Annotated in this window: 24 protein-coding genes and 1 riboswitch; of the genes, 14 read left to right on the forward strand and 10 right to left on the reverse strand. The window is 69.1% G+C overall.

Going from position 1 to position 22,353, the window contains the following annotated elements:
* Nucleotides 1–149: 149 nt before the first annotated feature.
* Both KZ829_RS18950 and KZ829_RS18955 read left to right on the forward strand, forming a co-directional pair.
* Nucleotides 150–701, forward strand: coding sequence for a TetR/AcrR family transcriptional regulator (locus KZ829_RS18950; protein ID WP_220145238.1), 552 nt, complete (start codon nt 150–152; stop codon nt 699–701).
* A gap of 483 nt (nt 702–1,184) precedes the next feature.
* Nucleotides 1,185–5,753, forward strand: a complete 4,569-nt coding sequence (locus KZ829_RS18955) for a discoidin domain-containing protein (protein ID WP_220145239.1) — start codon at nt 1,185–1,187, stop codon at nt 5,751–5,753.
* Between the two features lie 342 nt (nt 5,754–6,095).
* On the opposite strand, the gene KZ829_RS18960 is transcribed toward KZ829_RS18955, so the two are convergent.
* Together KZ829_RS18960 and KZ829_RS18965 are read right to left on the reverse strand one after the other, a co-directional pair.
* A complete protein-coding gene (locus KZ829_RS18960) occupies nt 6,096–6,578 on the reverse strand; it encodes an HAD domain-containing protein (protein WP_308285564.1) in 483 nt (160 codons plus the stop codon).
* A 22-nt stretch (nt 6,579–6,600) separates the two neighbouring features.
* Nucleotides 6,601–7,179 carry a class I SAM-dependent methyltransferase gene (locus KZ829_RS18965; RefSeq protein WP_220145240.1) on the reverse strand — a complete coding sequence of 193 codons (579 nt, stop codon included), beginning with the start codon at nt 7,177–7,179 and terminating at the stop codon, nt 6,601–6,603.
* Nucleotides 7,180–7,265: 86 nt separating this feature from the next.
* Between KZ829_RS18965 and KZ829_RS18970 the strand changes: the two genes are divergently transcribed.
* Entirely contained in the window at nt 7,266–8,123 is an 858-nt protein-coding gene (locus tag KZ829_RS18970) for a helix-turn-helix transcriptional regulator (protein WP_220145241.1), read from the forward strand.
* Here the strand turns inward: KZ829_RS18970 and KZ829_RS18975 are convergent.
* The 3 genes from KZ829_RS18975 to KZ829_RS43110 form a co-directional block, all read right to left on the reverse strand.
* Nucleotides 8,120–8,689: a TIGR03086 family metal-binding protein gene (locus KZ829_RS18975; RefSeq protein WP_220145242.1), complete on the reverse strand. Its 570-nt coding sequence runs from the start codon at nt 8,687–8,689 to the stop codon at nt 8,120–8,122. The genes KZ829_RS18970 and KZ829_RS18975 overlap by 4 nt on opposite strands.
* A gap of 66 nt (nt 8,690–8,755) precedes the next feature.
* Nucleotides 8,756–9,244, reverse strand: coding sequence for a suppressor of fused domain protein (locus tag KZ829_RS18980; protein ID WP_220145243.1), 489 nt, complete (start codon nt 9,242–9,244; stop codon nt 8,756–8,758).
* Nucleotides 9,241–10,407, reverse strand: coding sequence for a S8 family serine peptidase (locus KZ829_RS43110; RefSeq protein WP_220145244.1), 1,167 nt, complete (start codon nt 10,405–10,407; stop codon nt 9,241–9,243). The genes KZ829_RS18980 and KZ829_RS43110 overlap by 4 nt, the downstream gene beginning before the upstream one ends.
* 79 nt (nt 10,408–10,486) lie before the next feature.
* A riboswitch (adenosylcobalamin (AdoCbl) riboswitch) is annotated at nt 10,487–10,637 on the forward strand.
* A gap of 7 nt (nt 10,638–10,644) precedes the next feature.
* Between KZ829_RS43110 and KZ829_RS18990 the strand changes: the two genes are divergently transcribed.
* From KZ829_RS18990 to KZ829_RS19005, 4 genes are read left to right on the forward strand one after another with little or no spacing between them, the layout of a single operon-like run.
* A complete protein-coding gene (locus tag KZ829_RS18990) occupies nt 10,645–10,839 on the forward strand; it encodes a CbtB domain-containing protein (RefSeq protein WP_220145245.1) in 195 nt (64 codons plus the stop codon).
* Nucleotides 10,830–11,552, forward strand: coding sequence for a CbtA family protein (locus tag KZ829_RS18995; protein ID WP_220145246.1), 723 nt, complete (start codon nt 10,830–10,832; stop codon nt 11,550–11,552). Before KZ829_RS18990 ends, KZ829_RS18995 begins: the two co-directional genes overlap by 10 nt.
* On the forward strand, nt 11,549–12,091 hold the full coding sequence (locus KZ829_RS19000; RefSeq protein ID WP_220145247.1) for a histidine phosphatase family protein: 543 nt from the start codon (nt 11,549–11,551) through the stop codon (nt 12,089–12,091). Before KZ829_RS18995 ends, KZ829_RS19000 begins: the two co-directional genes overlap by 4 nt.
* Nucleotides 12,088–12,549 (forward strand): GNAT family N-acetyltransferase, encoded by a 462-nt coding sequence (locus KZ829_RS19005; protein ID WP_308285565.1) that lies wholly within the window; start codon nt 12,088–12,090, stop codon nt 12,547–12,549. Before KZ829_RS19000 ends, KZ829_RS19005 begins: the two co-directional genes overlap by 4 nt.
* 118 nt (nt 12,550–12,667) lie before the next feature.
* Here the strand turns inward: KZ829_RS19005 and KZ829_RS19010 are convergent, their stop codons facing one another.
* Nucleotides 12,668–12,820, reverse strand: a complete 153-nt coding sequence (locus KZ829_RS19010; protein ID WP_220145248.1) for a hypothetical protein — start codon at nt 12,818–12,820, stop codon at nt 12,668–12,670.
* A gap of 394 nt (nt 12,821–13,214) precedes the next feature.
* Here KZ829_RS19010 and KZ829_RS19015 point away from each other — a divergent pair, with 394 nt between their 5' ends.
* From KZ829_RS19015 to KZ829_RS19025, 3 genes are all read left to right on the forward strand, one after another.
* Complete coding sequence (locus tag KZ829_RS19015; protein WP_220145249.1) at nt 13,215–13,811, forward strand: DUF6193 family natural product biosynthesis protein; 597 nt, start codon at nt 13,215–13,217, stop codon at nt 13,809–13,811.
* A 272-nt stretch (nt 13,812–14,083) separates the two neighbouring features.
* Nucleotides 14,084–15,010, forward strand: a complete 927-nt coding sequence (locus KZ829_RS19020) for a phytanoyl-CoA dioxygenase family protein (protein ID WP_220145250.1) — start codon at nt 14,084–14,086, stop codon at nt 15,008–15,010.
* An 89-nt stretch (nt 15,011–15,099) separates the two neighbouring features.
* Nucleotides 15,100–15,297 carry a hypothetical protein gene (locus tag KZ829_RS19025; RefSeq protein WP_246635849.1) on the forward strand — a complete coding sequence of 66 codons (198 nt, stop codon included), beginning with the start codon at nt 15,100–15,102 and terminating at the stop codon, nt 15,295–15,297.
* Between the two features lie 232 nt (nt 15,298–15,529).
* On the opposite strand, the gene KZ829_RS19030 is transcribed toward KZ829_RS19025, so the two are convergent.
* A complete protein-coding gene (locus tag KZ829_RS19030; protein ID WP_220145251.1) occupies nt 15,530–16,108 on the reverse strand; it encodes a TetR/AcrR family transcriptional regulator in 579 nt (192 codons plus the stop codon).
* A 100-nt stretch (nt 16,109–16,208) separates the two neighbouring features.
* Here KZ829_RS19030 and KZ829_RS19035 point away from each other — a divergent pair, with 100 nt between their 5' ends.
* Both KZ829_RS19035 and KZ829_RS19040 read left to right on the forward strand, forming a co-directional pair.
* Nucleotides 16,209–17,150 carry an SDR family NAD(P)-dependent oxidoreductase gene (locus KZ829_RS19035; protein ID WP_220145252.1) on the forward strand — a complete coding sequence of 314 codons (942 nt, stop codon included), beginning with the start codon at nt 16,209–16,211 and terminating at the stop codon, nt 17,148–17,150.
* An 18-nt stretch (nt 17,151–17,168) separates the two neighbouring features.
* Nucleotides 17,169–17,849 carry an NAD-dependent epimerase/dehydratase family protein gene (locus tag KZ829_RS19040; protein WP_220145253.1) on the forward strand — a complete coding sequence of 227 codons (681 nt, stop codon included), beginning with the start codon at nt 17,169–17,171 and terminating at the stop codon, nt 17,847–17,849.
* A gap of 169 nt (nt 17,850–18,018) precedes the next feature.
* Here KZ829_RS19040 and KZ829_RS19045 read toward each other — a convergent pair whose 3' ends face one another.
* The gene (locus tag KZ829_RS19045) at nt 18,019–19,122 is read right to left on the reverse strand and encodes a hypothetical protein (protein WP_220145254.1); all 1,104 of its coding nucleotides are present in this window, start codon (nt 19,120–19,122) and stop codon (nt 18,019–18,021) included.
* Nucleotides 19,123–19,143: 21 nt separating this feature from the next.
* Nucleotides 19,144–19,905 (reverse strand): DUF4158 domain-containing protein, encoded by a 762-nt coding sequence (locus tag KZ829_RS19050; protein ID WP_220145255.1) that lies wholly within the window; start codon nt 19,903–19,905, stop codon nt 19,144–19,146.
* A 433-nt stretch (nt 19,906–20,338) separates the two neighbouring features.
* Here KZ829_RS19050 and KZ829_RS19055 point away from each other — a divergent pair, with 433 nt between their 5' ends.
* Together KZ829_RS19055 and KZ829_RS19060 are read left to right on the forward strand one after the other, a co-directional pair.
* A complete protein-coding gene (locus KZ829_RS19055) occupies nt 20,339–20,842 on the forward strand; it encodes a hypothetical protein (RefSeq protein WP_220145256.1) in 504 nt (167 codons plus the stop codon).
* Nucleotides 20,843–21,035: 193 nt separating this feature from the next.
* Nucleotides 21,036–21,581, forward strand: a complete 546-nt coding sequence (locus KZ829_RS19060; protein ID WP_220145257.1) for a hypothetical protein — start codon at nt 21,036–21,038, stop codon at nt 21,579–21,581.
* A 332-nt stretch (nt 21,582–21,913) separates the two neighbouring features.
* Here KZ829_RS19060 and KZ829_RS19065 read toward each other — a convergent pair whose 3' ends face one another.
* Nucleotides 21,914–22,351, reverse strand: a complete 438-nt coding sequence (locus KZ829_RS19065) for a DUF4259 domain-containing protein (protein ID WP_220145258.1) — start codon at nt 22,349–22,351, stop codon at nt 21,914–21,916.
* Nucleotides 22,352–22,353 lie beyond the last annotated feature (2 nt).

A 22,353-nucleotide genomic window follows, 5' to 3' on the forward strand; every position in this document is an offset into this window, starting at 1 on the left:
GCCTTCCTTCGACGATCGCGTTGCCGCTCGGCGGTGGACTCGCGGGCACTCACCCGCATCCTTTACTTGCCGACAGGTAAGTTGTAACTTACCGGTCGGCAAGTTAGCAACTATGCTGAGGACAACCGGACAGAGGGAAGAGGGCAGGCGTGTCGAGACGGCAGAGTGACACCAAGGCCGACATCCGACGGGTGGCACTGGAGCTGTTCACCCAGCGCGGCTACGAAGCCACCTCCCTGCGCGAGATCGCCGAACGCCTGGGCGTCACCAAAGCGGCCCTGTACTACCACTTCCACAGCAAGGAAGACATCGTCCGGTCCCTGTTCGGCGAGCACCTTGCGGCCCTCGACGACCTGGTCGCCTGGGCCAAGCAGCAGCCCCCCGGCCCGGCCCTGCGCACCGAGGTCATCGACCGGATGCTGCGCCTGAGCCTGGAACACGGCCGGCAGACCATGCAGTTCGCCCTGGCCAACCAGCACGTCGTCCGGGATCTGCATCCCGGCAAGGAGAACATGTTCGAGCGGCTGCGCACGCTGTTCGAGGTCGTCACCGGCCCGGACGCCACCATCGAGGAGACCCTGCGGATCCGGGTCGCGCTGCTCAGCATCAACACCACCGTGTTCGCCGCCCAGGGGCTCGGCGCCACCGACGAACAGATCACCGCCGCCGCCCACGACGTCGCCCACCGGCTCATCCGGTAACGGTGACCCGTATCTCGGCGATCTTGGGCTGCGGGGTCACCGTGACGGCACCGAAAATCGCGCCACCTGGGAGAACAGGTGGCGCGGCATCACTCACAACCGGCTGGCTCCGGTGCCCTGCGCTGTGCCGGGACGCGACCGGGCCGTCCGCCGTCGGTTTCCCATGCGTCTTCGGGTTCGTTGCCGACGGCTGCCCCAGATGCTGGTGCAATGACGGCGCGGATGATGTTCCGGGCCTGGACGAGGGTTCGTGGTGGTAGCGGCCAGCATCATCGGCCTGGACATCCTGCTCACCGGGCCGGCCGCCACCGTCAACGCAACACGGCCATGAACCAGCGGCAGGCGAAACGGCCGGCTCATGGGCAGCGGGAGCCTACGTCACCGAAGCCGCGAAACTGTACGTGATCAGGATCTGACAGTCTTTCGGCGGACGGCGTGGCCGTTTGATCGGCCCCGACCGGACCGATATATGAGCCTGCGGGCATGTTGCTTTCACGTTTTCGCCGCGTAGGGCTGGCGGCCATGGTGATCAGCGTTCTTGCCCTGCTCGGCGCTGCGCCGGCATTCGCGGCGGACACGCCGACAATCCCGGCCACCGTTCAGCACGTGGTCATCGACGAGACCGATCTCGATTCGGCGCAGGGCATCGTCCTCCAACTCGGCCTTCTCACCGTGCCCGTCGACGAGCCCGCTTTGGCAAAGCTCGCCGGCGGCACCCGCGTGCTGGTCGCGGTTCCCGGCGCATCGACTCCCGAGGAGGCCGCGGCGGTCCTGAAGAAGAGGCCTGAGGCGGTGACCGCGGTTGAGGTCGTTGCACAGCCGGGCCCGTCGGTCGGTGGTCACGGCACGGTGGTCCACAACGTCACGGTGGTGCCGTTCACCTGGGAAGGCGCCACACCGTTCACCCGTACACCCGAAGCCATGGGGGATGCGGCCCGGCAGGGTCTGGAGGCCTGGGCCGACCTGGGCCGCGGGGCGATCACGCCCGGCACGGTGACCGTGTTGGACCCGGTCGTCACCGCGCCGCCCGTCCCGTGCAATTTCGGCAACTATGCCAGCGTCGCGAAGACGGCGCTGGGCCGTGGCCCGTCGGGTCCCACCGAGCACTTCCTCTACGTGCCGAGCCAGGGCTTCGGCTGCGGCTGGGCCGGGATGGCGTATGTGCCCGGCAACGAGCTGGCGGCGTCGAAAGACACGTTCAGCAAAACAGTGATCGCGCACGAGCTCGGCCACAACTTCGGGCTCGGGCACGCCATGGCCGACTCATGCCTTTCCGTCGGCTGCCCGCCTCGTTCTGAAGACGAACCCGGCACCTGGTTCGAGATCATGGGCGGCGGCCAGTACGACTATTCCAACGTCGTCCAGGCCAGGATCCTGGGTGCGATATCGGACGCCGACATCCCGCTGATCACCGCACCTGGCACGTACCAGCTGACGTCGATCCTGGAGAACTCCGGTGTGCGGGGCCTGCGGTTCGACCGGGCAACCGGCCCGGATGCCTACTTCGAGTACCGGCCCCGCTCGGACACCGGCATCGCCCTGCAGGACTGGTTCGGCGGTCTCCTGGCGCACCGGCGGGCCTCCTCGGAAACGGACCGCAAATCCATGATGTTCGACCTCACCCCGGGGCTGGCCAAGATCGGTGAGGCCCTTCAGCCGGCCCTGCTACCCGGAAACACGTGGCAGGTGCCCGGCACGAACCTCAGTGTGCGGCTGGTCTCCGCGGACGGCACGACCGCCACCGTGCAGGTCACCGACACCACCGCCGACACCCAGGCCCCAGCCGCGCCCTCGAACGTGACCGCGCCGGTGCCGGGCAGCGGCTGGATCACCACCCAGGAGTTGCCGGTGACCTGGACCCCGGCACCGACCGCCGAAGAAGACGGCGTCGTCGGATACCGGGTAACCATCCGCAACGCAGCCGGCGAACAGTGGGTGACCAGCGCTCGCGCCGACCAGAGCTCCGTGACGATGACGATGCCGGCAGAGCGGATGTGGCCGGCAGGGAAGGCCACGGTCGCGGTGCAGGCCTTGGACGCGGCCGGTAACGCCAGCAGCGACTCCACCCTGGCCACCGGCATCGACTACACCGCGCCCGGCTGGGCCACGATCCGCAAGCCCGCCTCGCTGGGCACCGTGTACGGCGCGCAGTACGAGCTGACCTGGGACACCCCGCCCGAGACCGGATCTGGAATCGGCAAGTACGAGCTGCTGATAGACGGCGCCGTGGTCAAAACGGTTGACGGCGACGTCAACAGCGCGATGCTGCCGACCCCCAAGGCGGGCTATCACACCACCGCGGTCCGGCCCATCGACATCGCCGGCAACGTGGCCACCGCGTACCAGATCGCCTTCTACTCCGGTCTGGTCGTCCCGAAGGCCCCGGTCTTCACCAGCCCCACGGCCGGGGAAATCGTGAACGACAAGCAGGTGCACCTGACCTGGACCCAGCCGGACGAGGCCGATGTCGCCTCCTACACGCTGACCGTGGACGGCACCGAGGCCGGCTCGGCGCCGGCGGGCACCGACCGCGAGTTCACGCTGACGCTGCCCAATGGCGACCACGACATCACGCTGACCGCGGTCAATCCGCAAGGCTCGAAGTCTTCCACGCCGCTGGCCGTCACTGTGCGCGACAGCAGCGTGCCGCAACCGGCCGCGCCGGAGGGCGTGCACATCGAGGGCTCGAGCACGGGCTGGGCGACCAGCCCGACGTTCCACGTTTCGTGGGCCCCGGCGCAAAGCGCGCAAGCGGACGGGGTGACCGGGTACCGGGTGACGGTGATCGTGGCGGACGGAACGCAGAAGGTGGTCACCGTCCCCGCCGATCAGACCTCGGCGCCGGTGACCCTGCCCAGCGGCTGGCCCCTGGGCGCGATGACGGTCAAGGCGCGGGCCTTCGACGCTGCCGGTAACTCCAGCACGTCGGCCTCCCTGGCCAGCGGCTACGACAACTCCCCGCCCACCTGGGCCACGATTCGCAAGCCCGCCTCCCAGGGCACCGTGTACGGGGCGGAATACGAGCTGGCCTGGGACACCCCGCCAGAGCAGGGATCCGGGCTGGATCACTACGAGCTGCTCATCGACGGGGCCGTGGTCAAGACGGTTGACGGCGACGTGAACAGCGCGATGCTGCCGACCCCCAAGGCGGGTTATCACACGACCGCGGTCAAGCCGTATGACAAGGCCGGCAACACCCACGAGTCGTACCAGATCGCGTTCTACTCCGGCCTGGTTGTCCCGAAGGCGCCGGCGATCACCAGCCCGGCGCCGGCGGAGGCCGTCAAGAGCGGCCAGGTGCGCCTGGCCTGGACCCAGGCCGACGAGGCCGATGTCGCCTCCTACAAGGTGACCGTGGACGGTGCCGTGGTCGCCTCCGCGGTGCCGTCCACCGATCGCGAGGTGACGGTGACGCTGAAAGACGGTGACCACGACATCACGCTGACCGCGGTCAACCCGCAGGGCTCGGCGTCCGCGCCGGTGTCCGTCAGTGTTGACGACCCCGACGTCCAGGCACCGGCCGTGCCGGTGAACGTGACCGTCGCGGAGGGCGGCGGGTGGACGAACACGCTGACCTTTCCGGTCGGGTGGACCGCGGCGCAGACCGCAGAGGCCGAGGGCGTGACCGGGTACCGGATCACGGTCCTGGCCGCGACCGGGCAGTCGGTGGTGATCACCGCCGCCGCCGGCGACACCTCGGCAACGGTGGCCCTGCCCTCCGGCTGGCCCCAGGGAGCGATGATCACCAAGGTGGTGGCATTCGACGCGGACGGTGACGCCAGTACCGCGGCGACCCTCGCCGGCGGCTACGACACCACCACACCTGGCTACCCGAACATCAGCCGGCCCGCCGCGTGGAGCAACGTCTACGGCGCGACCTTCCAGCTGTCCTGGGCCACGCCGACCGAGACCGGCTCGGGGGTAGGCAGCTATGAGCTGCTGGTCGACGGGGTCGTCGTCAAGACGGTTCCCGGCGACGTGAACAGCACGACGATGCCGACACCGAAACCGAAGTCAGGCACCTACAACACCACCGCGGTGCGGGCCGTCGACAAGGCCGGCAACGTCGGGTCGGCCTACCAGATCGGTATCTACTCCCAGCTGGCCGCCGCGAAGGCCCCGGTCATCACCAGCCCGACGCCGAGGCAGTATCTGACCAGCAACCAGGTGCACCTGTCGTGGACCCAGGCCAGCCCGGCCGACGTCGCGTCCTACACGCTGATCGTCGACGGCACCGAGGTCACACCGGCTCCGGTGCCCACCGACACCGAACGGACACTGACGCTGGCCGACGGTGACCACACCATCGTGCTGACCGCGGTCAACGCGGCCGGTTCCGCATCCGCGTCGGTGTCCGTCATCGTGGGCCGGCCCGACACCACCGCGCCCGCCACCGTGACCATCACCGCGCCGGCCGACGGTGCCACCGTGACCGGCGCGGCGTTCGAGGCGGCGTGGGACACCCCGGCCGAGACCGGCTCCGGCCTGGACCGCTACGAACTGGTCATTGACGGGAGTGTGGTGAAAACCGTCGCGGCCGGCACGAACACCACGACTCTGACCACCCCGGCCACCGGCAGCCACACCCTTGCGGTCCGAGCCTATGACCGGGCCGGGAACGCGAACTCGGCGACGACATCCCCGATCACCTTCACCACCGAGCTCGTCAACCGGGCTCTCACCAAGCCGGTCACCGCCTCCTCCACCTACTCGGCTACGTACACCGCCTCCAAGGCGGTCGACGGCAACACCAGCACCCGCTGGGCTTCGGTCTCCGGCGTCGACCTCGTCTGGACCCAGGTCGACCTCGGCGCCGCCGTCCCGATCAGCCGGGTCCTGCTGCGCTGGGAGACCGCCTACGGCAAGGCCTACAAGATCCAAACGTCCGACGACGGCACCACCTGGACCGACATCTACAGCACCACCACCGGCGACGGCGGCATCGACGACCTCACCGGCCTGACTGGAAGCGGCCGCTACCTGCGCATGTACGCCACCACCCGCGGCACGAAATACGGCTACTCCCTCTACGAACTGGAGGCCTACTCCTAAACGGCGGACGGTGGTTGCCCGGGCCCGATACCACTGCGGGCAGCCACCACTCAACTGACGGCTCGGCCGGGAGCGATCCTGGCCGACCAGCACCGGCGTGGAGCATTCCACGCCGGTGTCAGCCGCCGGGCGGTGCACCGACGACACGTCACGTCGGCCGCATGGGTGCTCCACTGCGGGGGCGTGCCCGACGGCGCCTGCTCGGGGCTGGTTCCCCGCCCGGCCGCAGCCGGCGAGGGCCACGGCGAGCAGACAGAGACCGGAGACGATACGTCGCATGACCGGCATTCTGCCCGACCCGCGCACACCGACACATCTGGCGACACTCAACCGCAAAACGGCTCAGAGTGAGCAGAACGCCTCGATGGCGTCCAGATGCTCCGGTTGCAGGCCACGCCCCGGTTTCGGCGCGATCAGCAGACCGTTCCCGGACAGCTCCTCAAACACCGGCCCGCCAACCGGCACCACCTCGTCGTCGGTCCAGATCAGACGGCGGCCCTCAGCGACCACCGCCCGCGCCGCCGCCAGCTTGACCGCCGGTGCCTGCACGCTCGAGATCGGATGCGTCCACGCCCGCTCCAACGGCGGCAACCCGAACAGCCGTTCGATCTGCTCCGCGTCAGCACACCATGTCGTGCACCACCGCATCACGACCAGCCCACTGCTGTGCAGCGCCCGCAGCCGGCTGACCAGGGCCGGCGCCCACCGGATCCGGTAGGCGACCCCATCACTGACCGCGATGCCGCTGCGCGGCGCGGCACCCCAGCCGGGCCGGGTGGCGTTCAGAACGCCGTCGACGTCGAGCAGCCACACCGGCGAGATCACTCCGCCGACTGTAGCGGCCGGCTTACACCGCCCCGGCCGTGAACAACGTGTACCGGCCCAGCCGCCACACCCGCCCGCGCCCGGTCACCGCGGCCGTCACCAGCCCCGCCTGCGTGAACACCGCCGCAGTGAGCCCGGTCGACCGGCCGTGCCCGTCGATGTCGGCCACATGCAACCGGCCACCCGGCCGCAACACCCGCGCCACCTCCCGCAACGCCCGATCCCGGCCGCTCGCGTCGAGGTGGTGCAGCATCAGCGACGACAACACCACATCGAAGGCATCGTCGGTGAACGGCAGATCCCCCGCGTACGCCTGCCGGTAGTCGATCGGCGCCCCGGCCCGCGCCGCCTTACGCCGGGCCCGCCGCAGCGCCGCCGGATCCGGGTCGATGCCAGCAGCGTCCACCCGCGGGCCGAGGCGCGCCTGCACGGTCAGCAGATTCCCGGTGCCGCAGCCGATCTCCAGCACCCGGTCGCCGGCCCGCAGCCCGGCCTGCTCCAGCAGCCGCCGGTGCAGCCGGCCCGCCCCGGCCAGACGGCTCAGCGGGTCGTACAACGGCAGCAGCCACGGCTTACCAGCAGCCGGCAGATAATCGGTCATCACAGCACTCCCCTACGACAGGATTCGGTCGTACTGTCAGCGTCGTGCACGCTTCGACAGGCGACAACGACCGATCTTCGGCGAGAATGCGACGTTCTTCGGTTCCGCTGGTCGGCTTCCCGCACCAGGCCGGCCAGCCGCCGGTCGCCGTGATCCGGCTGCCCCGCCACGACGTGCCGGTCACCGCCCACGCCCACGACTTCCTGACCCTGTTCTACGCCAACGCTGCCGCGGACGACGTTGTCATCGACGGCCGCCGCTTCACCGTGGCACCCGGCGACCTGTTCGTCCTCGCGCCCGGCCAGGTCATCGCGTTCACCGGCGCCACGCCCGCCGCCACCGACGGCTGGGTCGTCTGGTTCCCCGCCGACACCGTCCGCGGCGGCGCCCACGTGTCCTGGCGCGCCCACCCGCTGCTGTTCCCGTTCGCCGCCGGCGCCGACCGCCCCCAACGGCTGCGGATCGCGCCGGCCGACCGGCCCGCCTGGACCGACCGGTTCACCGCCCTGCACACCGAACTGACCGGCCGCCGCGACGGCTACCGCGAAGCCGCCCTCGCCCACCTCACCCTGCTGCTGGTGGCCGCCGCCCGGCACACCGCCGACGTGCCCGGCCAGCTGCGGGCCGCCAGCGAACCCCTGCTCGCCGCCGTCTTCGACATCGTCGAAAACCGGTACACCGGGCCCCTGTCGCTGACCGACGTCGCCGCCGAAGTCGGCCTCACCGCGGGTCACCTCACCACGGTCGTACGCGAGAAGACCGGCCGCACCGTCCAACAGTGGATCACCCAGCGCAGGCTGCAGGAGGCCCGCCGTCTGCTGACCGAAACCGATCTGCCGGTCGCCGCGGTCAGCCGCCGCTGCGGCTACCCCGACGTCTCCTACTTCACCAAACGGTTCCGCCTCGAACACGGCGTCACCCCGGCCCAGTGGCGCACAACCTAACCGGCCTGCCACGACGGATCACGCCCGGTCAGCGCCAGCAGCTGCGCGAACCGGTCCGCTCCCGCGCCGACACTCACCGCCGGCCCGAACGCACCCATCTGCCGGCCCATGTCCCCCATCGAGTCCAGGAACTCCGCCGTCGGCGGCAGCAACGCCGGATCCACCTCGTACGGCTGGCCCGTGGCGTGCGCCAGATCCCAGCCGTGCACCACCAGGTCCACCACCATCATCAGACCGAGCGTGTGCTGCGGCAGCCCCATCCCCGGCGACACCCCGTCCAGCACCCCCGGATCCGACCACGCCGCGACCATCGCCTCGGCCTCCGCCGCGAAATCGTCGCGCCACGCGCCGGTCAGACTGTCCGGAGTGACACTCCAGTCGACCTCCGCCCGGGCCGCTACCAGCTGAAAGTTTCGGACCACCTGAAACAGATGATTCAGCAGGTCACGAACTTTGAACTCGGCACACGGCGTGGCATGCCCGAGCTGCTCGTCACGCACCCCCGCCACCAGAGCCGAAACGGCGGGCACGGCACGCCCCAGCAGGTCACTGATCTCGGTAGACATCCACCCAGACTAGAAACCCCCGCCGCCCGCAGCCAGCACCCGGCACCACCCGGACGGGTGAACGCGTCACGCCCGAGCGGGGTCGGTCACCATCAGCGGATCCTCCGGAACGTCCACCCGCCCGTCGGCCTCCGCCGCCGTCACCCCCACCAACTGCAGGAACCGGCTACCCAACTGCGGATCCTCGGTGAGGATCAACACCGTCAAACCGGTGTCCGGGCCGTCCGTGTGCGGAAAACCCGTCACCGGGCCACCCCAGTTGATCCACTGACCGTCCTCCACCGGACCGTCCAGCGACGCCACATACGCCGCCACCTGATCCAGCAACACGAACGGCCACTGTGGCGGCTGCTCCTCAACGCCGCGGGCCACCCGCACCGTCAACTCGAAACCCCAGCGCTCACCCAGCCCGTACCCCACCAGATGCCAATGCCCGGCCGCCGGATACGCCGACGCCGCCCGCAACCGGTAACCCTCAGCCGGATACGTCACATGCCACGGCTGCTCATCCGGATACAGCCCGCCCAACGCCTCGGTGACCGCGTCCCACATCATCCCGGCATTCGATCATGACCGGCCCGCCAACCGCGACGCCGACCCCGGCCGGCGACCACCGCCACCACACCGGCCAGCACCGCCAGCCCCGCACCACCGGCCGCGAACCAGCCCGCCCGCACCCACTCCGACGAATCCGCCGCCCGCCCCGGCGCCGCCACCACCGCGGGTGAGACCGCGGCCACCACCGGGCCCGCCTCCTCCGTCAGCGCCCGATACGGATTCAGCAGCCCGTACCCGTACTCGTCACTGCGCACACCACCCGGCGCCGGATCCACCGACCGCAACAACCGCCGGGTTATCTGCGCCGCACTCTCCCGCGGAAACCGCTGCCTCAGCAGCGCCACCGTCGCCGTCACGAACGGCGTCGCGAAACTCGTCCCCTGCACCACCTGATGACCGGCCACCGGCGACGCCACCGTCACGTCCCCGAACGCCACCAGATCCACATGCTCACCGACCTGCGAATACGACGCCCGCAACCCGTCCGCACCGACCGCGCCGACACCGATCACCCCCGGATAGTCCGCCGGATACACCACGCCGGCGTCCGGGCCGTCGTTACCGGCCGCCGCCACCACGATCACCCCGGCCGCCACCGCATCCGCGATCGCGGACTGCACCGCCGGGCTCTCCTGCGGCATCACCAGCGAAATGTTGATCACCTGGGCGCGACCCGGGCCCGCCGCCCACCGAATCCCCTGCGCGAACGTCTGCGCACCACCACCCGACGACGCCACCGCCGACTCGTCGATGTCCTGCTGCTCACTCACCCGCACCGGCACGATCGTCGCCCCCGGCGCCAGACCCTGCACCCCACTGCCCGCATCCGCGCCCGCCGCGATGATCCCGGCCACCCCCGTCCCGTGACCCACACAGTCCCGGCGGCCCGCGAACTCGTTACGCAGAAAATCCCGGCCCGCCGCCACCTGACCCCTGAGCTGCGGATGCCGCGCATCGACCCCGGAATCGACCACCGCCACCCGCACCCCGGCCCCGGTCGCCAACCCCGCCAACCGCGCCGGCGCGTACGCCCTCAACTCCGCCGGCACCGCCGACACCACCGGCTTCGCACCCAGGCACTGCGCCGCCCACACCTGCTGCGGAACCGGCACCGCCACCGACACCACCAGCCCGGCCACCACCGCCACCGGCCACCGCACCACGACACACCCCCGACCCCGTAGACCGGCGTGGATGCTACCGCCCGACGGTTGTGCCCGGCCCACCCCGGCCGATAGGTTGAGAATCCAATCTGCGGTGCGCTGAGGGAAATCCGGTGAAACTCCGGTGCGGTCGCGCCACTGTGAACCAGCCCCACGGGGCCGGTGAGTCAGGACGCTCACGCGCCGCAGGCCCCATCGATCGGGACGCGTCATCCCGTAGGAGGTTGATCCGCCATGCCCAAGGCACAAGCGCTCACCACCCCCGCCATCTCCACCAAACTGCTGGCCACCGCCGCCGGCTTCACCGGCATCATGCTGCTGCTGGCCTACCTCGTCGCCTTCGACCAGGGCGCCCTCTCCCAGTCCGGCATGTACCTGCACGAACTCATGCACGACGGACGGCACCTGCTCGGTGTCCCGTGCCACTGACCCCCAGCTACCCACAACTGCTGCTGAGGGGACTACTCGCCGGGCTCATCGCCGGACTGCTCGCCGGAACATTCGCCTACCTCGCCGGTGAGCCGCACATCAACGCGGCCATCGCCATCGAAGAAGCAGGCGCACCCGCCGGCGAGACTCTCGTCTCCCGCGACGTCCAGTCCGGGCCCGGCCTGTTCCTGGCCACCGGCCTCTACGGCATCGCACTCGGCGGCATCCTCGCCACCGCCTACACCGTCCTACGCCGGCGCCTGCACACCGGCAGCGACACCACCGCCGCCCTCGGCCTCGCCACAGCCGCCCTGACCGGCATCGTCCTCGTGCCCTACCTCAAATACCCACCCAACCCACCCGCTGTCGGCGACCCGGCCACCATCGACCAGCGCACCGCCGCCTACCTCGCCGCGGTCGCCCTCGGCCTGGTCGCCGTCTGGGCCGCAACCCTCGCCGCCCGCACCCAAACCCACCCCTGGGCCCGCGCCACCGCCGCCGCGGCCGCCTTCCTGGTCGTCGTCACCATCGCCTACACCCTCCTTCCCACCTTCGACGAGGTCCCCGCCGACTTCCCCGCAACCCTGCTGTGGGACTTCCGGATCACCTCACTCGGCACCCAGACCATCCTCTGGACCACCCTCGGCCTCGGCTTCGCGGGCCTGCTCGCCCGCCTCGCCCACCGCACCGAAACCCCCGTCACAGTTCCGTGACCGGCCTACGCCTGATCGCCGCCGGACACACCCGCGCCCTGCGCCGGGCCGTGTTCGGCGGCGACGACCCTCTCGACGAAGCCGCCCGCAACATCGCCCGCACCCTGCACATCCCCGGCAACGGCCCATGGGTCAGCGCACCCTCCCACGCCGCCCGCGAAACCGCCGCACTGCTCGGCGCCACCCCCGGCATCGACCCGGCACTCGCCGACCCCGACCACGGCACCTGGACCGGCCACACCCTCGACCAGATCGACCCGGCCGACCTGCACACCTGGCTCACCGACCCGGCAGCGGCACCCCACGGCGGCGAAACCCACACCCAGCTCCTGGCCCGCGCCACCACATGGCTGCGCAACCAGCATCAGCCGGCACTCACCGCCGTCGCCCACCCCATGACCATCCGCGCGGTACTCGCCGCCGCCCTCGACCTCCCGGCAACCGCCATCCGCCGCCTCGACGTCGCCCCACTCGCCGTCACCCGCCTCACCCACCACCCCGACGGCTGGCACCTGCACCTGCCACAATCCACCCCGTGACCCTGCGCATCACCATCGACGACCTCACCGGCCCCGACATCGCCGCCCTCCTGCAACAACACCTCGACGACATGCGCGCCACCAGCCCACCCGACAGCAAACACGCCCTCGACCTCGACGGCCTCCGCACACCCGACATCACCCTCTGGACCGCCCACGACGGCCCCCACCTCGTCGGCTGCGCCGCCCTCAAACACCACGACCCCACCACCGCCGAAATCAAATCCATGCGCACCGCCACCACCGCCCAACGCCGCGGCGTCGCCACCACCCTCCTACAACACCTCATCACCCAAGCCCGCCACCGCCACTACACCGACCTCTACCTCGAAACCGGCACCGCCGACTACTTCGCCCCCGCCCGCGCCCTCTACCAGCGCTTCGGCTTCCGAACCTGCCCACCCTTCGCCCACTACCAACCCGACCCCCACAGCACCCACATGCACCTCACCCTCTAAACCCTTTCCGGTACGCACGACCCAGCCCCCGCCGAACCACACCTCCCGCCGCACCACGCGACCAACTGCCCGCGCACGCCCGCGACGCACCATCCGGGCTGAGCGCCCCCGGTCACCCTCACCCCAAACCCCACGCCTCGTGCGGGCGCGGCCCGCAGAAACGCAGCGACCACACGAACATCTCGAGCAGTGGTTCGAGAACCTCGATTCGTTGCTCGTCGCCAGCGGTGAGCAAGGCCGCCTGCACACGGTCGTGCAGGCGGTTCCACATGTCCTCGCCGATGTCCGCGGAGCAGACTGAGCGCCTCCCGGCCGACCTCCCAGTTGCCGGTGATGACCAGCAGCTCCAAAATCGGTGAGCAGTCGTACTCCGCGAGTGCGTACAGCAGCGTTCCGCGGCTGCGTGCCGTGCGCGGATCGGTCAGCAGCGTGGCTTAGGTCGTGAGTACGGGCCCCGAATGTCGATGATCTTGGGGGCCACCGCGCTTCCACTGGTTTTCGTGGTCGTGAGTTTCGGACCGCGGTCGGCGCCGACGCTCTGTGGCTCAGGTTCGGATGGGTCCGTGCGGATGCAGCTGACTTTCACCTGAGCGTGTCTACTCATCTGCGGCAAACACCGCTTGTCGGGGTCTATGGCGCCGCGGGGCTCATGACAAGATTCCCGGATGCGTGAGGCCGACGAACTGAACCGGCGAACTGGTCTCGAGAGGCTGAGCGGCGGCTCGGACCGTTTCGGCCCGGTCGCAGCCTTTCTGTTTACATCCAGTGGCCACCTCAGCGTTCGCGCCGGTTGCGGCGGAGGCTACGAGGTGATGGTCTGGGCCTACGGCGGTGACCCGGCCGCAGCGGGTCGGACGGGCGACCTGGACGAGATCGCCGGCGCCATGCTCGACCTGCACGACGGCCGTTCCGCGGAGGAGCTTGCCGAGCGCCACACCTACCTTGCCGTCACCGAGCCGGGTGCCGCGATCGAAGCGCTCTGGCACATCATCACCGAACACGACGCGGAAGTCACTGTGCCGCTCGCCCGCGCCGCCGCAGCGAACCCGGTACTCCGCCGTGCGTGGCCGTGGATCAGTCACGGCACCCTGAACCTGTTCGACCGTCGTGACCGGCCCAGCCTGGTCAAGCGCGGCCTCGCGTTCCACCCGGCGGTGGGCGGGTTCATGGTGCGCCCCTACGGCGGCGAGATGCACGCCGCCGAGCCAACGGAGACTGCGGTCGCCCGGGCAGCCGAGACAGTCGCCTCCTGGGAGGACTGATCGGCCCTGATTTCGGAGCCGGCGGGGATTGTCGCCGGTTGTTTCACGATCTTGGCGGCCAGCATGTGTAGCGAAACCGGCCATGGCAGCTTCGCCTCAGACCCTGCCTAACTGCGGACGAAGTTCATTGGTGCTCGGACACTTCGGTGGCACAGGACTTGGGGTCCCAGTGGTACGGGCCGAAAAAACAACGGATATGGGCTGACCAGGGAACGCGGTAGCGCTACGGAAAAGCGGTTGCCTGGCGATCTCGCCTCACCGACCCTGGCCCGATGGACCTCAAAGACGCGGCGCAGGCCTGGCAGACCGACGGTTTCGTGATCCTCCCAGGCTTCCTGCCTGCAGAGGAGTTGACATCAGCGGTACGGGAACTGGACCTGTTGTTCCCCTCGGCCGACGGATTCCATGACGGCACTGATCCGCGTCACGCGCGTTTCATCGGCGACGAGTTCGCCGGGATTGACACCTTCCCGTTCGCCAGCGCGGAGATCAGCCTGGTGGCTCTGAACCGTCGCATCCTGGCGTTGGCCAAGGCCCTGCTGGAGGAAGACGATGTTCACCTCTACGGCGCGGAGGCCTGGGCCAAGTACACCGGCGCCTGCGACTACGACCAGGCCCTGCACCGCGACTATCTCAACCACACCGTGCTGGTGCCCAGTACCACGCCGGGTTGCCAGCAGGTCGAGATGTTCGTCTTCCTCAACGACGTTCCCGACGAACTCGGGCCGCCGCATCTCGTTTCCCGTAAGCACACCGCGGACCTGCCCGCCGTTCCCAACTGGTTGCTGCGGCCGGGCCAGCAAGGTACCGATCGCTTCACGGCCGAGGCCGATCCACAACTCTACGAAGCGGAAGTCTCCGGTGCCGGGCCGGCGGGAACCGTCATCGCTTTCGAGCCGGGGACCTTTCACCGCGGTACACAGCTGAGCGCACCTCGGGGAGCGCGGTACAGCATGCATCTGTGCTTCCGGCCGGCCGGCCTGCAGTGGGGACAGCGGGTCGGTTGGGCGGCGAAGAGCTTCACGAGCGAGTGGGTCGAGTTCGTCAGCCGCGCCACCCCGCAGCAACTGCAGACTGTCGGCTTCCCGCAGCCCGGACATCGTTACTGGACGCCTGAGACCCTGGCAGGCATGGCCCTGCGGTATCCGAGGCTCGACCTTTCGCCCTGGCGCCCGGCGAGTCAGGCAACGCAGCTCTGACGACAGACCACGAGGTCTATCGCAGACGACCGTTTCCGAGCCACCGGCTGATCTGGACCGACGACGACGCCGTACCCACCAGCGGACCGGTGCACGACGAACTCGTCGCCACCGGCCGCGCCCTGCTGATCGCACCCTTACCCAACCGGGGCCTGCAACCTGGGCACATCGACGCGATCGAGGCCTCATCTCCGGAGCAACCCGTGCCGGACACCGGCAACGCCGACGGCCCGGATGCTTTAGAGATCGCCCGCCGCCTGCTGGGCGACACGGCGCTCGGGGCCTAACGTTCGGGAGAGTCCCGCTAAGGGTGATCTTGGTCAGGGTCCTTCGGCGCGTTGACGACGTAGACCTTGTCGCCGCCGATCAGCGGGGCGTCGGCGGGGCCTTTGAGGTAGGGCGCGATCGGGGCGTTGCGAACGAACGTGCGAGTGCGGCCACGAGGCGCTGTTGTTTCGGACGGAGGTGAAAGGCCACCGTCGCTTCGCCGTTGTAGCGGTGGGGTGAAGCAGGAGGCAGCTACGGAGCGAGGGTGGCAACTCCGGTGCCTGCCTGGTCCAGACACTGCTTGAGGCGCTGGAGGTAGGTGTCGAAGTCTTCGTGGTCTTGCCAGCTCTGGTAGGCGGTGACGCAGGCGGCGAGGGCCAGGTTCAGTTGCAGGGTGGCGATCATGGAGTCGCCGCCGGGGGCTTGGGCCATGATCCAGGCGAGCAGGTCGGTGCGGAGCTGTTCGCCGAACGCCTGGCTCGCCTGGGCGAGAGCCGGTGATTGCGCCTTCAGTCGGCGGTGCAGTGCCATGTGCTCGCGTTGGGCTTCATTGACGTCGAGCATGATCGCTGTCAGAGCGTCCCAGAGCGGCTCGCCGGGCTGGCGGGACTCCAGCAGGGTGCGCCACTGGCCGCGGGCTTCGGGGTCCTGGTCGAACAGTAAAGCTTCCTTGCTGGCGAAGTAGTTGAAGAAGGTGGCCCGGGACACATCTGCGGCGGCTGCGATCTGCTCGATCGTGGTGGTCTCGTAGCCCTGTTCGTCGAACAGTCGCAGCGCGGCGGCTCGGATGGCACGCCAGGCCGCCAGCTTCTTGCGTTCTCTCAGACTCAACGTGCCTCCTTCTTCGCCGATCATACTTCTTGCATCAATCTAACTTTAGACGAGTCTAGAAATGTGCGCTACAGTGGCGACGGCACCCCGGTGCACCTGCTTGAAGCACCGCAACAGACCCCAGCAAAGTCAGGCTTATCCCTGCCGGGGTGATCGCGAGGTGGCCGCAAAGCGCCCCGACCGACGCCACCCATTACCGGAGAACATCATGAAGACGATCATCATCACCGGTGCCAGCGATGGCATCGGCGCAGCCTCAGCGCGCCAGCTCAAGCAGGCCGGACATCATGTCGTGCTCGTGGGCCGCTCGCCGCAGAAGACGGCAGCCGCAGCCGAGGCGATCGGCGTGCCCTTCCACGTCGCCGACTTCACCGACCTGGCGCAGGTCCGCCGGCTCGCCGATGACCTGCTGAAGGCGTACCCGCAGATCGACGTTCTCGCGAACAACGCCGGGGGCCTGTTCGGCCCGGAGACCACCACCGACGGGTTCGACAAGACGCTTCAGGTAAACCACCTGGCACCGTTCCTGCTGACCAACCTGCTGCTGGACCGGCTGCTCACCTCGAAGGCCGCGTTGATCCAGACCTCCAGCGTCGGCGCCAAGGCGTTCGGCCACCTCGACCTCGACGACCTGAACAACGCCAAGAAGTGGAGCGCCAACAAGGCGTACGGCGACGGCAAGCTGGCCAACATCCTGTTCACCCAGGAACTGCACCGCCGCTACCACGCCCAGGGCCTGTCCGCTGTCGCCTTCCACCCGGGCAATGTGGCCACCAACTTCGCCAGCGACACCCCCAGCCCGATCCGCTTCATCTACCGCACACCGCTGTCCCGGCTGATCCTCATCAGCGCCGACAAGGGCGGACAGGCGCTCACCTGGCTGGCTGACGGAACGCCCGGAGTCACCTGGCAGTCCGGCGGATACTACGAGAACAACAAGATCGTCCCGGAGAAGAAGATGCACCCGCAAGCCCGCGACGCCTCCGTCGCCCGCGACCTCTGGACGAGCAGCGAAGCGCTGCTTCAGATGACCAGCGCATAACGAGGAGACCGAAACCGCATGCGCATCATCGTCTTCGGCGCCACCGGCATGGTGGGCCAGGGAGTTCTGGAAGCCTGCCTGCGCGACGGCGCCGTGACTGAGGTCCTGGTCGTCGGCCGCTCGTCCACCGGCCGCACCCACCCGAAACTCCGCGAGATCCGGCACGCCGACTTCACCGACTTCACGCCCATCCAGGACCAGCTCACCGGGTACGACGCCTGCTTCTTCTGCCTCGGCGTCTCCGCCCTGGGCATGAGCGAGGCCGCGTACCGGGCCATCACCGTCGACGTCACCCTGGCCGCCGCCCGGACGCTACTGGCCGCCAACCCCGAACTGACCTTCTGCTACGTCTCCGGGGCCGGAACCGACGGCACCGGAAAGACCCGCATGATGTGGGCACGCGTCAAAGGCGAACTCGAGAACACCCTGCTGCAGATGTCACCACGGGCACACATGTTCCGGCCCGCCTTCATCCTCCCGCTGCCCGGCGGCAAGGCGAAAACCAAGTCCTACGTCCTGCTGTACCGGATCGTGACACCGCTCTACCCCGTGCTCCGGCGGCTCGCGCCACGGTTCGTCACCACCAGCCTGATCCTCGGCGAAGCCATGCTCGAAACCGCCCGCGGTAACGCCCCGCACCGGGTCCTGGAAACCGGCGACATCAATGAGGTGGCCGCCTCCCAGACCCCGGCATCATGACCATCCGGACAGCCTGGCCGCCCGAGTCGTCCTCGGCATGGGCAAGCACCGATCTCTCTCGTGCTGGGGCCAGCCTGGCTGGCGCCACCGGGGACGCATCTCACCTATCACCCCAACGCGATCGGCTGACGACGCGCGGTCCAGCACCGCGTTCGCCTGGCTCTCGGGTCTAACCTTCGGGAGAGTCCCACTGGGGGTGATCTTGGTCAGGGGCCTTCGGTGTGTTGACGACGTTGACCTTGTCGCCGCCGATCAGCGGGGCGTCGGCGGGGCCTTTGAGGTAGGGCGCGATCCAGAGCGGGCGGTGGTCGCCGAGCGAGGGGTACCACTGGTTGCGCCAGTGGCCGCGGACGATCCACCGGTGTTGCCAGTCGCGGCCGGTGCCGGTCTGGTCGGCGTCGCGGGCGGCGGCGACGGTGCGTCGCAGCCGGATGATGCGTACATCGCGGGGCGGGAGCCCGGCGCGTTCGGTGCGTCGGCGTTCCGGTCGCGGCGTGGTCTGGTCCTCGGCCTCGGCCAGGTTGGCCTGCGCGGCGAGCTGGAAGGTGGCGAACACCAGCCGTGTCCAGGACAGGGTGCCGTGCTGGTCGTCGACGCCGGTGAGCATGTACTCCTCGGGCGCAGCGCCGTCGGGCCGCCAGGCAATCGCGGCCTCGTTGTCGACCGGCAGCGGCGGCAGCATGGCCCGGGCGTGGACGGCCGCACCCGGGTGGCCGGCGAGCAGGTCGTCGGTGGTCTTGTCGGTGACGGCGTAGAAGGACATCCACAGGCCGCCGGCTTTCCAGTGCGGGTTGTCGACCGGCCCCCAGGAGACGGCGACGATCCGGGCCTGGTCTTCGTAGGCCTCCCGGCCGATGCGCCGGAACTCGTCGCCGCCGTGAACGTCGGCCAGCGCATCGACGATGTCGTCGCGGCGGGCTTCTTGCGCGTCGTAGGCGGCGATCGGCTCGGCGAACACCGCGAACCCGGTCTTCGAAGGCAGGTCGGTGGGCCGGGGCGCGAACGCGGGCATACTCGGGTGTGCGGCGTTGAGCAGGGCGCACAGGTCCTCGTCGACGTACCAGAGGTCGCCGTCGCGTAGCCGGGAGGTCTCGGCGGCGGCCAGCGCCGGGGCGACGCGTTCGGGCGGGCCGGGCGGCCTGAGCTGCTGCTGGCCCATGAGGATGGCGTTGTAGTAGAACTGTGTGCCCTGTGTTCCGCCGTACCAGTCGGCGAGGTCGCGGCGCAGGCCGGGCACGTCGCCTGCGGTGTAGCGCGGGCCGGATTCAGCCATGGGTCGGGTCTCCGATCGAGGTCAGGCGGCGCGGGTCTGCGCGGCGACGGTCCGGAACGGGTAGGTGTACTCGGCGCCGCAGCCGGCGCACCAGGCGCGGAACAGAGCGCTGGTCGGGGTGTCGGCTTCGGCGGGCTCGACCTCGTAGCGCACGCCGCCACAGGTCCAGCTGCGAACGGCGCTGGCCTTCCGGCACCCGCAAGATCTGTTCCAGGTCACCGGCCTGCTCCGCGTCGACCGCACCGGACAGAGCCGCGTACAGTCGTGTCTCGGCCGTCTTCCGGGCGCTGGCCACGTCATCGCGCAGCGTCGTAACCCCGGGCAGCAGTACCCGCTCGGGGCCACCACCGAGTAGAACAACGCCTTCGGCCCGTCGCCGGTCGCCCACGCCTGATCGCCCACCCACGCCAGCAGTGAGTCCTTCACCGAGGGGTACGAGTGGTAGCCGTACACCTTGCAGATCTCCGCCTGATGCTCGAACCGGGTCGGCTTGCGTTCCAGGTACGCCTTAACGCACGACGGGTCGGCCACCTTGATCTGCGAGGCCACGTAGTCGACCACCACGCTCGGCACGTCGAGCGGATCCTCCAGGAACCGGCCGAGATGGCGAACCGTCACCAGTTGCAGGCTGAACCCCAGCCGGTTGTGATCACCGCGCTTGGACGCGATGAGGTCTCGGTCCGCGTCGTCCAGGAAGAAGAACCGTTCGAGGACCGCCTGCTCCGGCGGGCCGGTGAACCGGCCGTAGACCACCTCTTCGTCGGGAGTCAGAAAACTTCTCACGCCACATCAACGACCGCCACTATCGACGGTTATCGCTTGATCTTGGTTAGCGTGACTTTCCCGAACGTTAGTCCCCGAGCGCCGACACTGCGTGACCCCAGCGGCAGCGGGCGCTGGCGGCTGCCCGGACGTCGACGGTGCTCGGGACTGACTCCCGCTCACCGTCTCGATGCGTCGCGCCTGTGGCGCTGGGGTGTACCTCGACCGGAAAGAATAGGGCCCTTCCCGGTTGCTTTGCTCGATGATGGAGTGTGCTGCGTTTTCGGCATGCGAAGTGGGGGTTGTCATGAGCGCACCGGGGACGGATGCGGTGGCAGCCAGCATCTTGGCGCTGGCCCCCGTCGCGTCGTTCGTGACCCGGCGGCGGTGAGGCGGCGTGGGGCTCTCTTGGTGTACGGACGTGGGTGCCGCGGACTGGATCACGGGGTCTGCCGTGCCGTTCCCAACTCTGGTCACGTTCGGACCGAACGGGTTCGAGGCGTACGCGCGGCTGCGCTACATCCCGGACCCGCAACGGCCCGGGCAGAAGGAGACGGACGTCGACCTGCCCGACGACCATCCCTCGGACAGTGAGCAGGCGGCCCGGGTGCTGGACGTGTTGGCCGGGTTCACGACCACGCCGCAGGAGTGCTTCTTCGCCGCGTGGGAGGGCTACCCCGACCTCTCGCTGCCGCGAGGCGTGCCGCTGTTCGAGGTGCCGAACCGGCGGTTCGCGTTACTTAGGGGCCCGCTCAATGCCACCCGGGCGTTCTTCGCGGACAAGCAGCCACCCGCGTACGTGTGGCCGGCCGACCGCCGCTGGTGCTTCACCAGCGACGTCGACCCGCACTGGGCCGGCATCGGCGCCCCAGGGGCGGCGATCGACGCGCTCACCGTCGCCCCGACCTTCGACGTGGTGCCGGCCGACCCGGCCGGCGCGCAGCCGTTCTACTACTGACGCCGGGCGCGCCGACAGCACGGGAACGGCCAGGTCCCCGTCGCACACCAGAACCAGCAGATAGCACCCTCCCCGGACGATGCGAAGGTCGATCATGGCCCGTGCGTGCTGGCCAGCGTCGTGCTGAACGCCGGCCTTCCCGACGGTGAAGTACCCGCCCGCGGCATCGACGGCGGTGCTAGCGTCACGGGTCGTGAGACGCGTGACGATCGTCCTGGTCGTGGTGGTGGTCGGACTGTGCGCCGGGATCGGTGTCTACGGGCAGGTGCGCCGCCATCACCGGGAGGCCGCCATCGAGCGGGCACGTCAGGCGCGTACCCCGCTGCAGAAAGCGGCGGTCGGCATCGACCTGGCCCGCCGGGTCGGGGACGCCAGGCACTTCGCCGTGGTGCCGGAACGCCTGCCACCCGGTCTGGTCACGATGGAGCCGATCGGTGACGTCATGGAGGACGGGGTGATGGACGTCTACTCGTTTGGGGATCTGAAAGCGGTGGTCAAATATACGGCCGTGCCCGGAGACCGGCCGTGCGGTGAGCACACCTGCCTCCGCGACACCGAGGTCGGCTTCGTGACCGACGAGGCGCCGAGCCTGCGGCACGCCTCGATCTGGCTCACCGGGCAGGCGTCGTCGGCGGGGCAGGAAACCGAGGTCCGGCAGTTCTGGGCGAAGACCACATGGGTGCCGACCGCGGAGGCCGAGTGGTTCACCAAGCTCGCCTACGAAGGTGACGTCGGCTGAATCGAAGGCGAGCAGCGAATGTCATGGAAGCCGAACTCGCGACAGTTGAATAGACGCTCTCACCGGTACCGGCACTCATCTCGCCGCCCGGCCTCCGCCGCTGGTCGAGCCGTCCGTGGCGCTCGAACTCACCGACATTGATCTAGTCGGTCACCCCGAGCCGGCTCCGAAACTCGCCTCCATACGGCTCCGACTCTCGACTCTCGCCGACACAATCAACCACTTCAGCGGCTAACACTGGCTGTCCGTTGTCAGCGAACTATGTCCATGTCGGTGAAGGCTGTCCGATCAGCGGTCTTTGCCAGTTAACCGTGTCTCGGTGAGGACGCCGGTCAAAGATCGAAGAGCGATTCCTGTTGTGGCGGGTTGAGGATTCCGCGCAAGTCGAAGATGCTCCGTCGCCATGCAGGTTCCTGGCCGGCCTCCTCCCAGTACTCGGGAAGCCATGATGGTGCCGTGATCACGCGGTCCAAGGTCTCGATTGCGAGGTCGCGGAGGTAGGCCGGGAACTGCGGCATGGGTGTGGTCGGGCCTGGTCCGTAGGTTGATGGGACGTTGGCGCCGCCTGGGTGTTGCGCGGCGATCAGAGCTGCGGCCGCGACGGCTCGTTGGGCATCGGAGAACAGCGGATCGTCCGCTGTTGCCTTGGCGACACGTTCCAGAACGCTGCCGACCATTTCAATACGTGCTTCGGTTGAAGCGTCGTCCAGCTCGATGGCGAAGTCTGCGGCGTCGTCGTTGTCGAACGGCTCGACGTCCCAGGTGCTCATAG

The organism is Actinoplanes hulinensis (assembly GCF_019429605.1).
Taxonomy (GTDB): Bacteria; Actinomycetota; Actinomycetes; order Mycobacteriales; family Micromonosporaceae; genus Actinoplanes; species Actinoplanes campanulatus.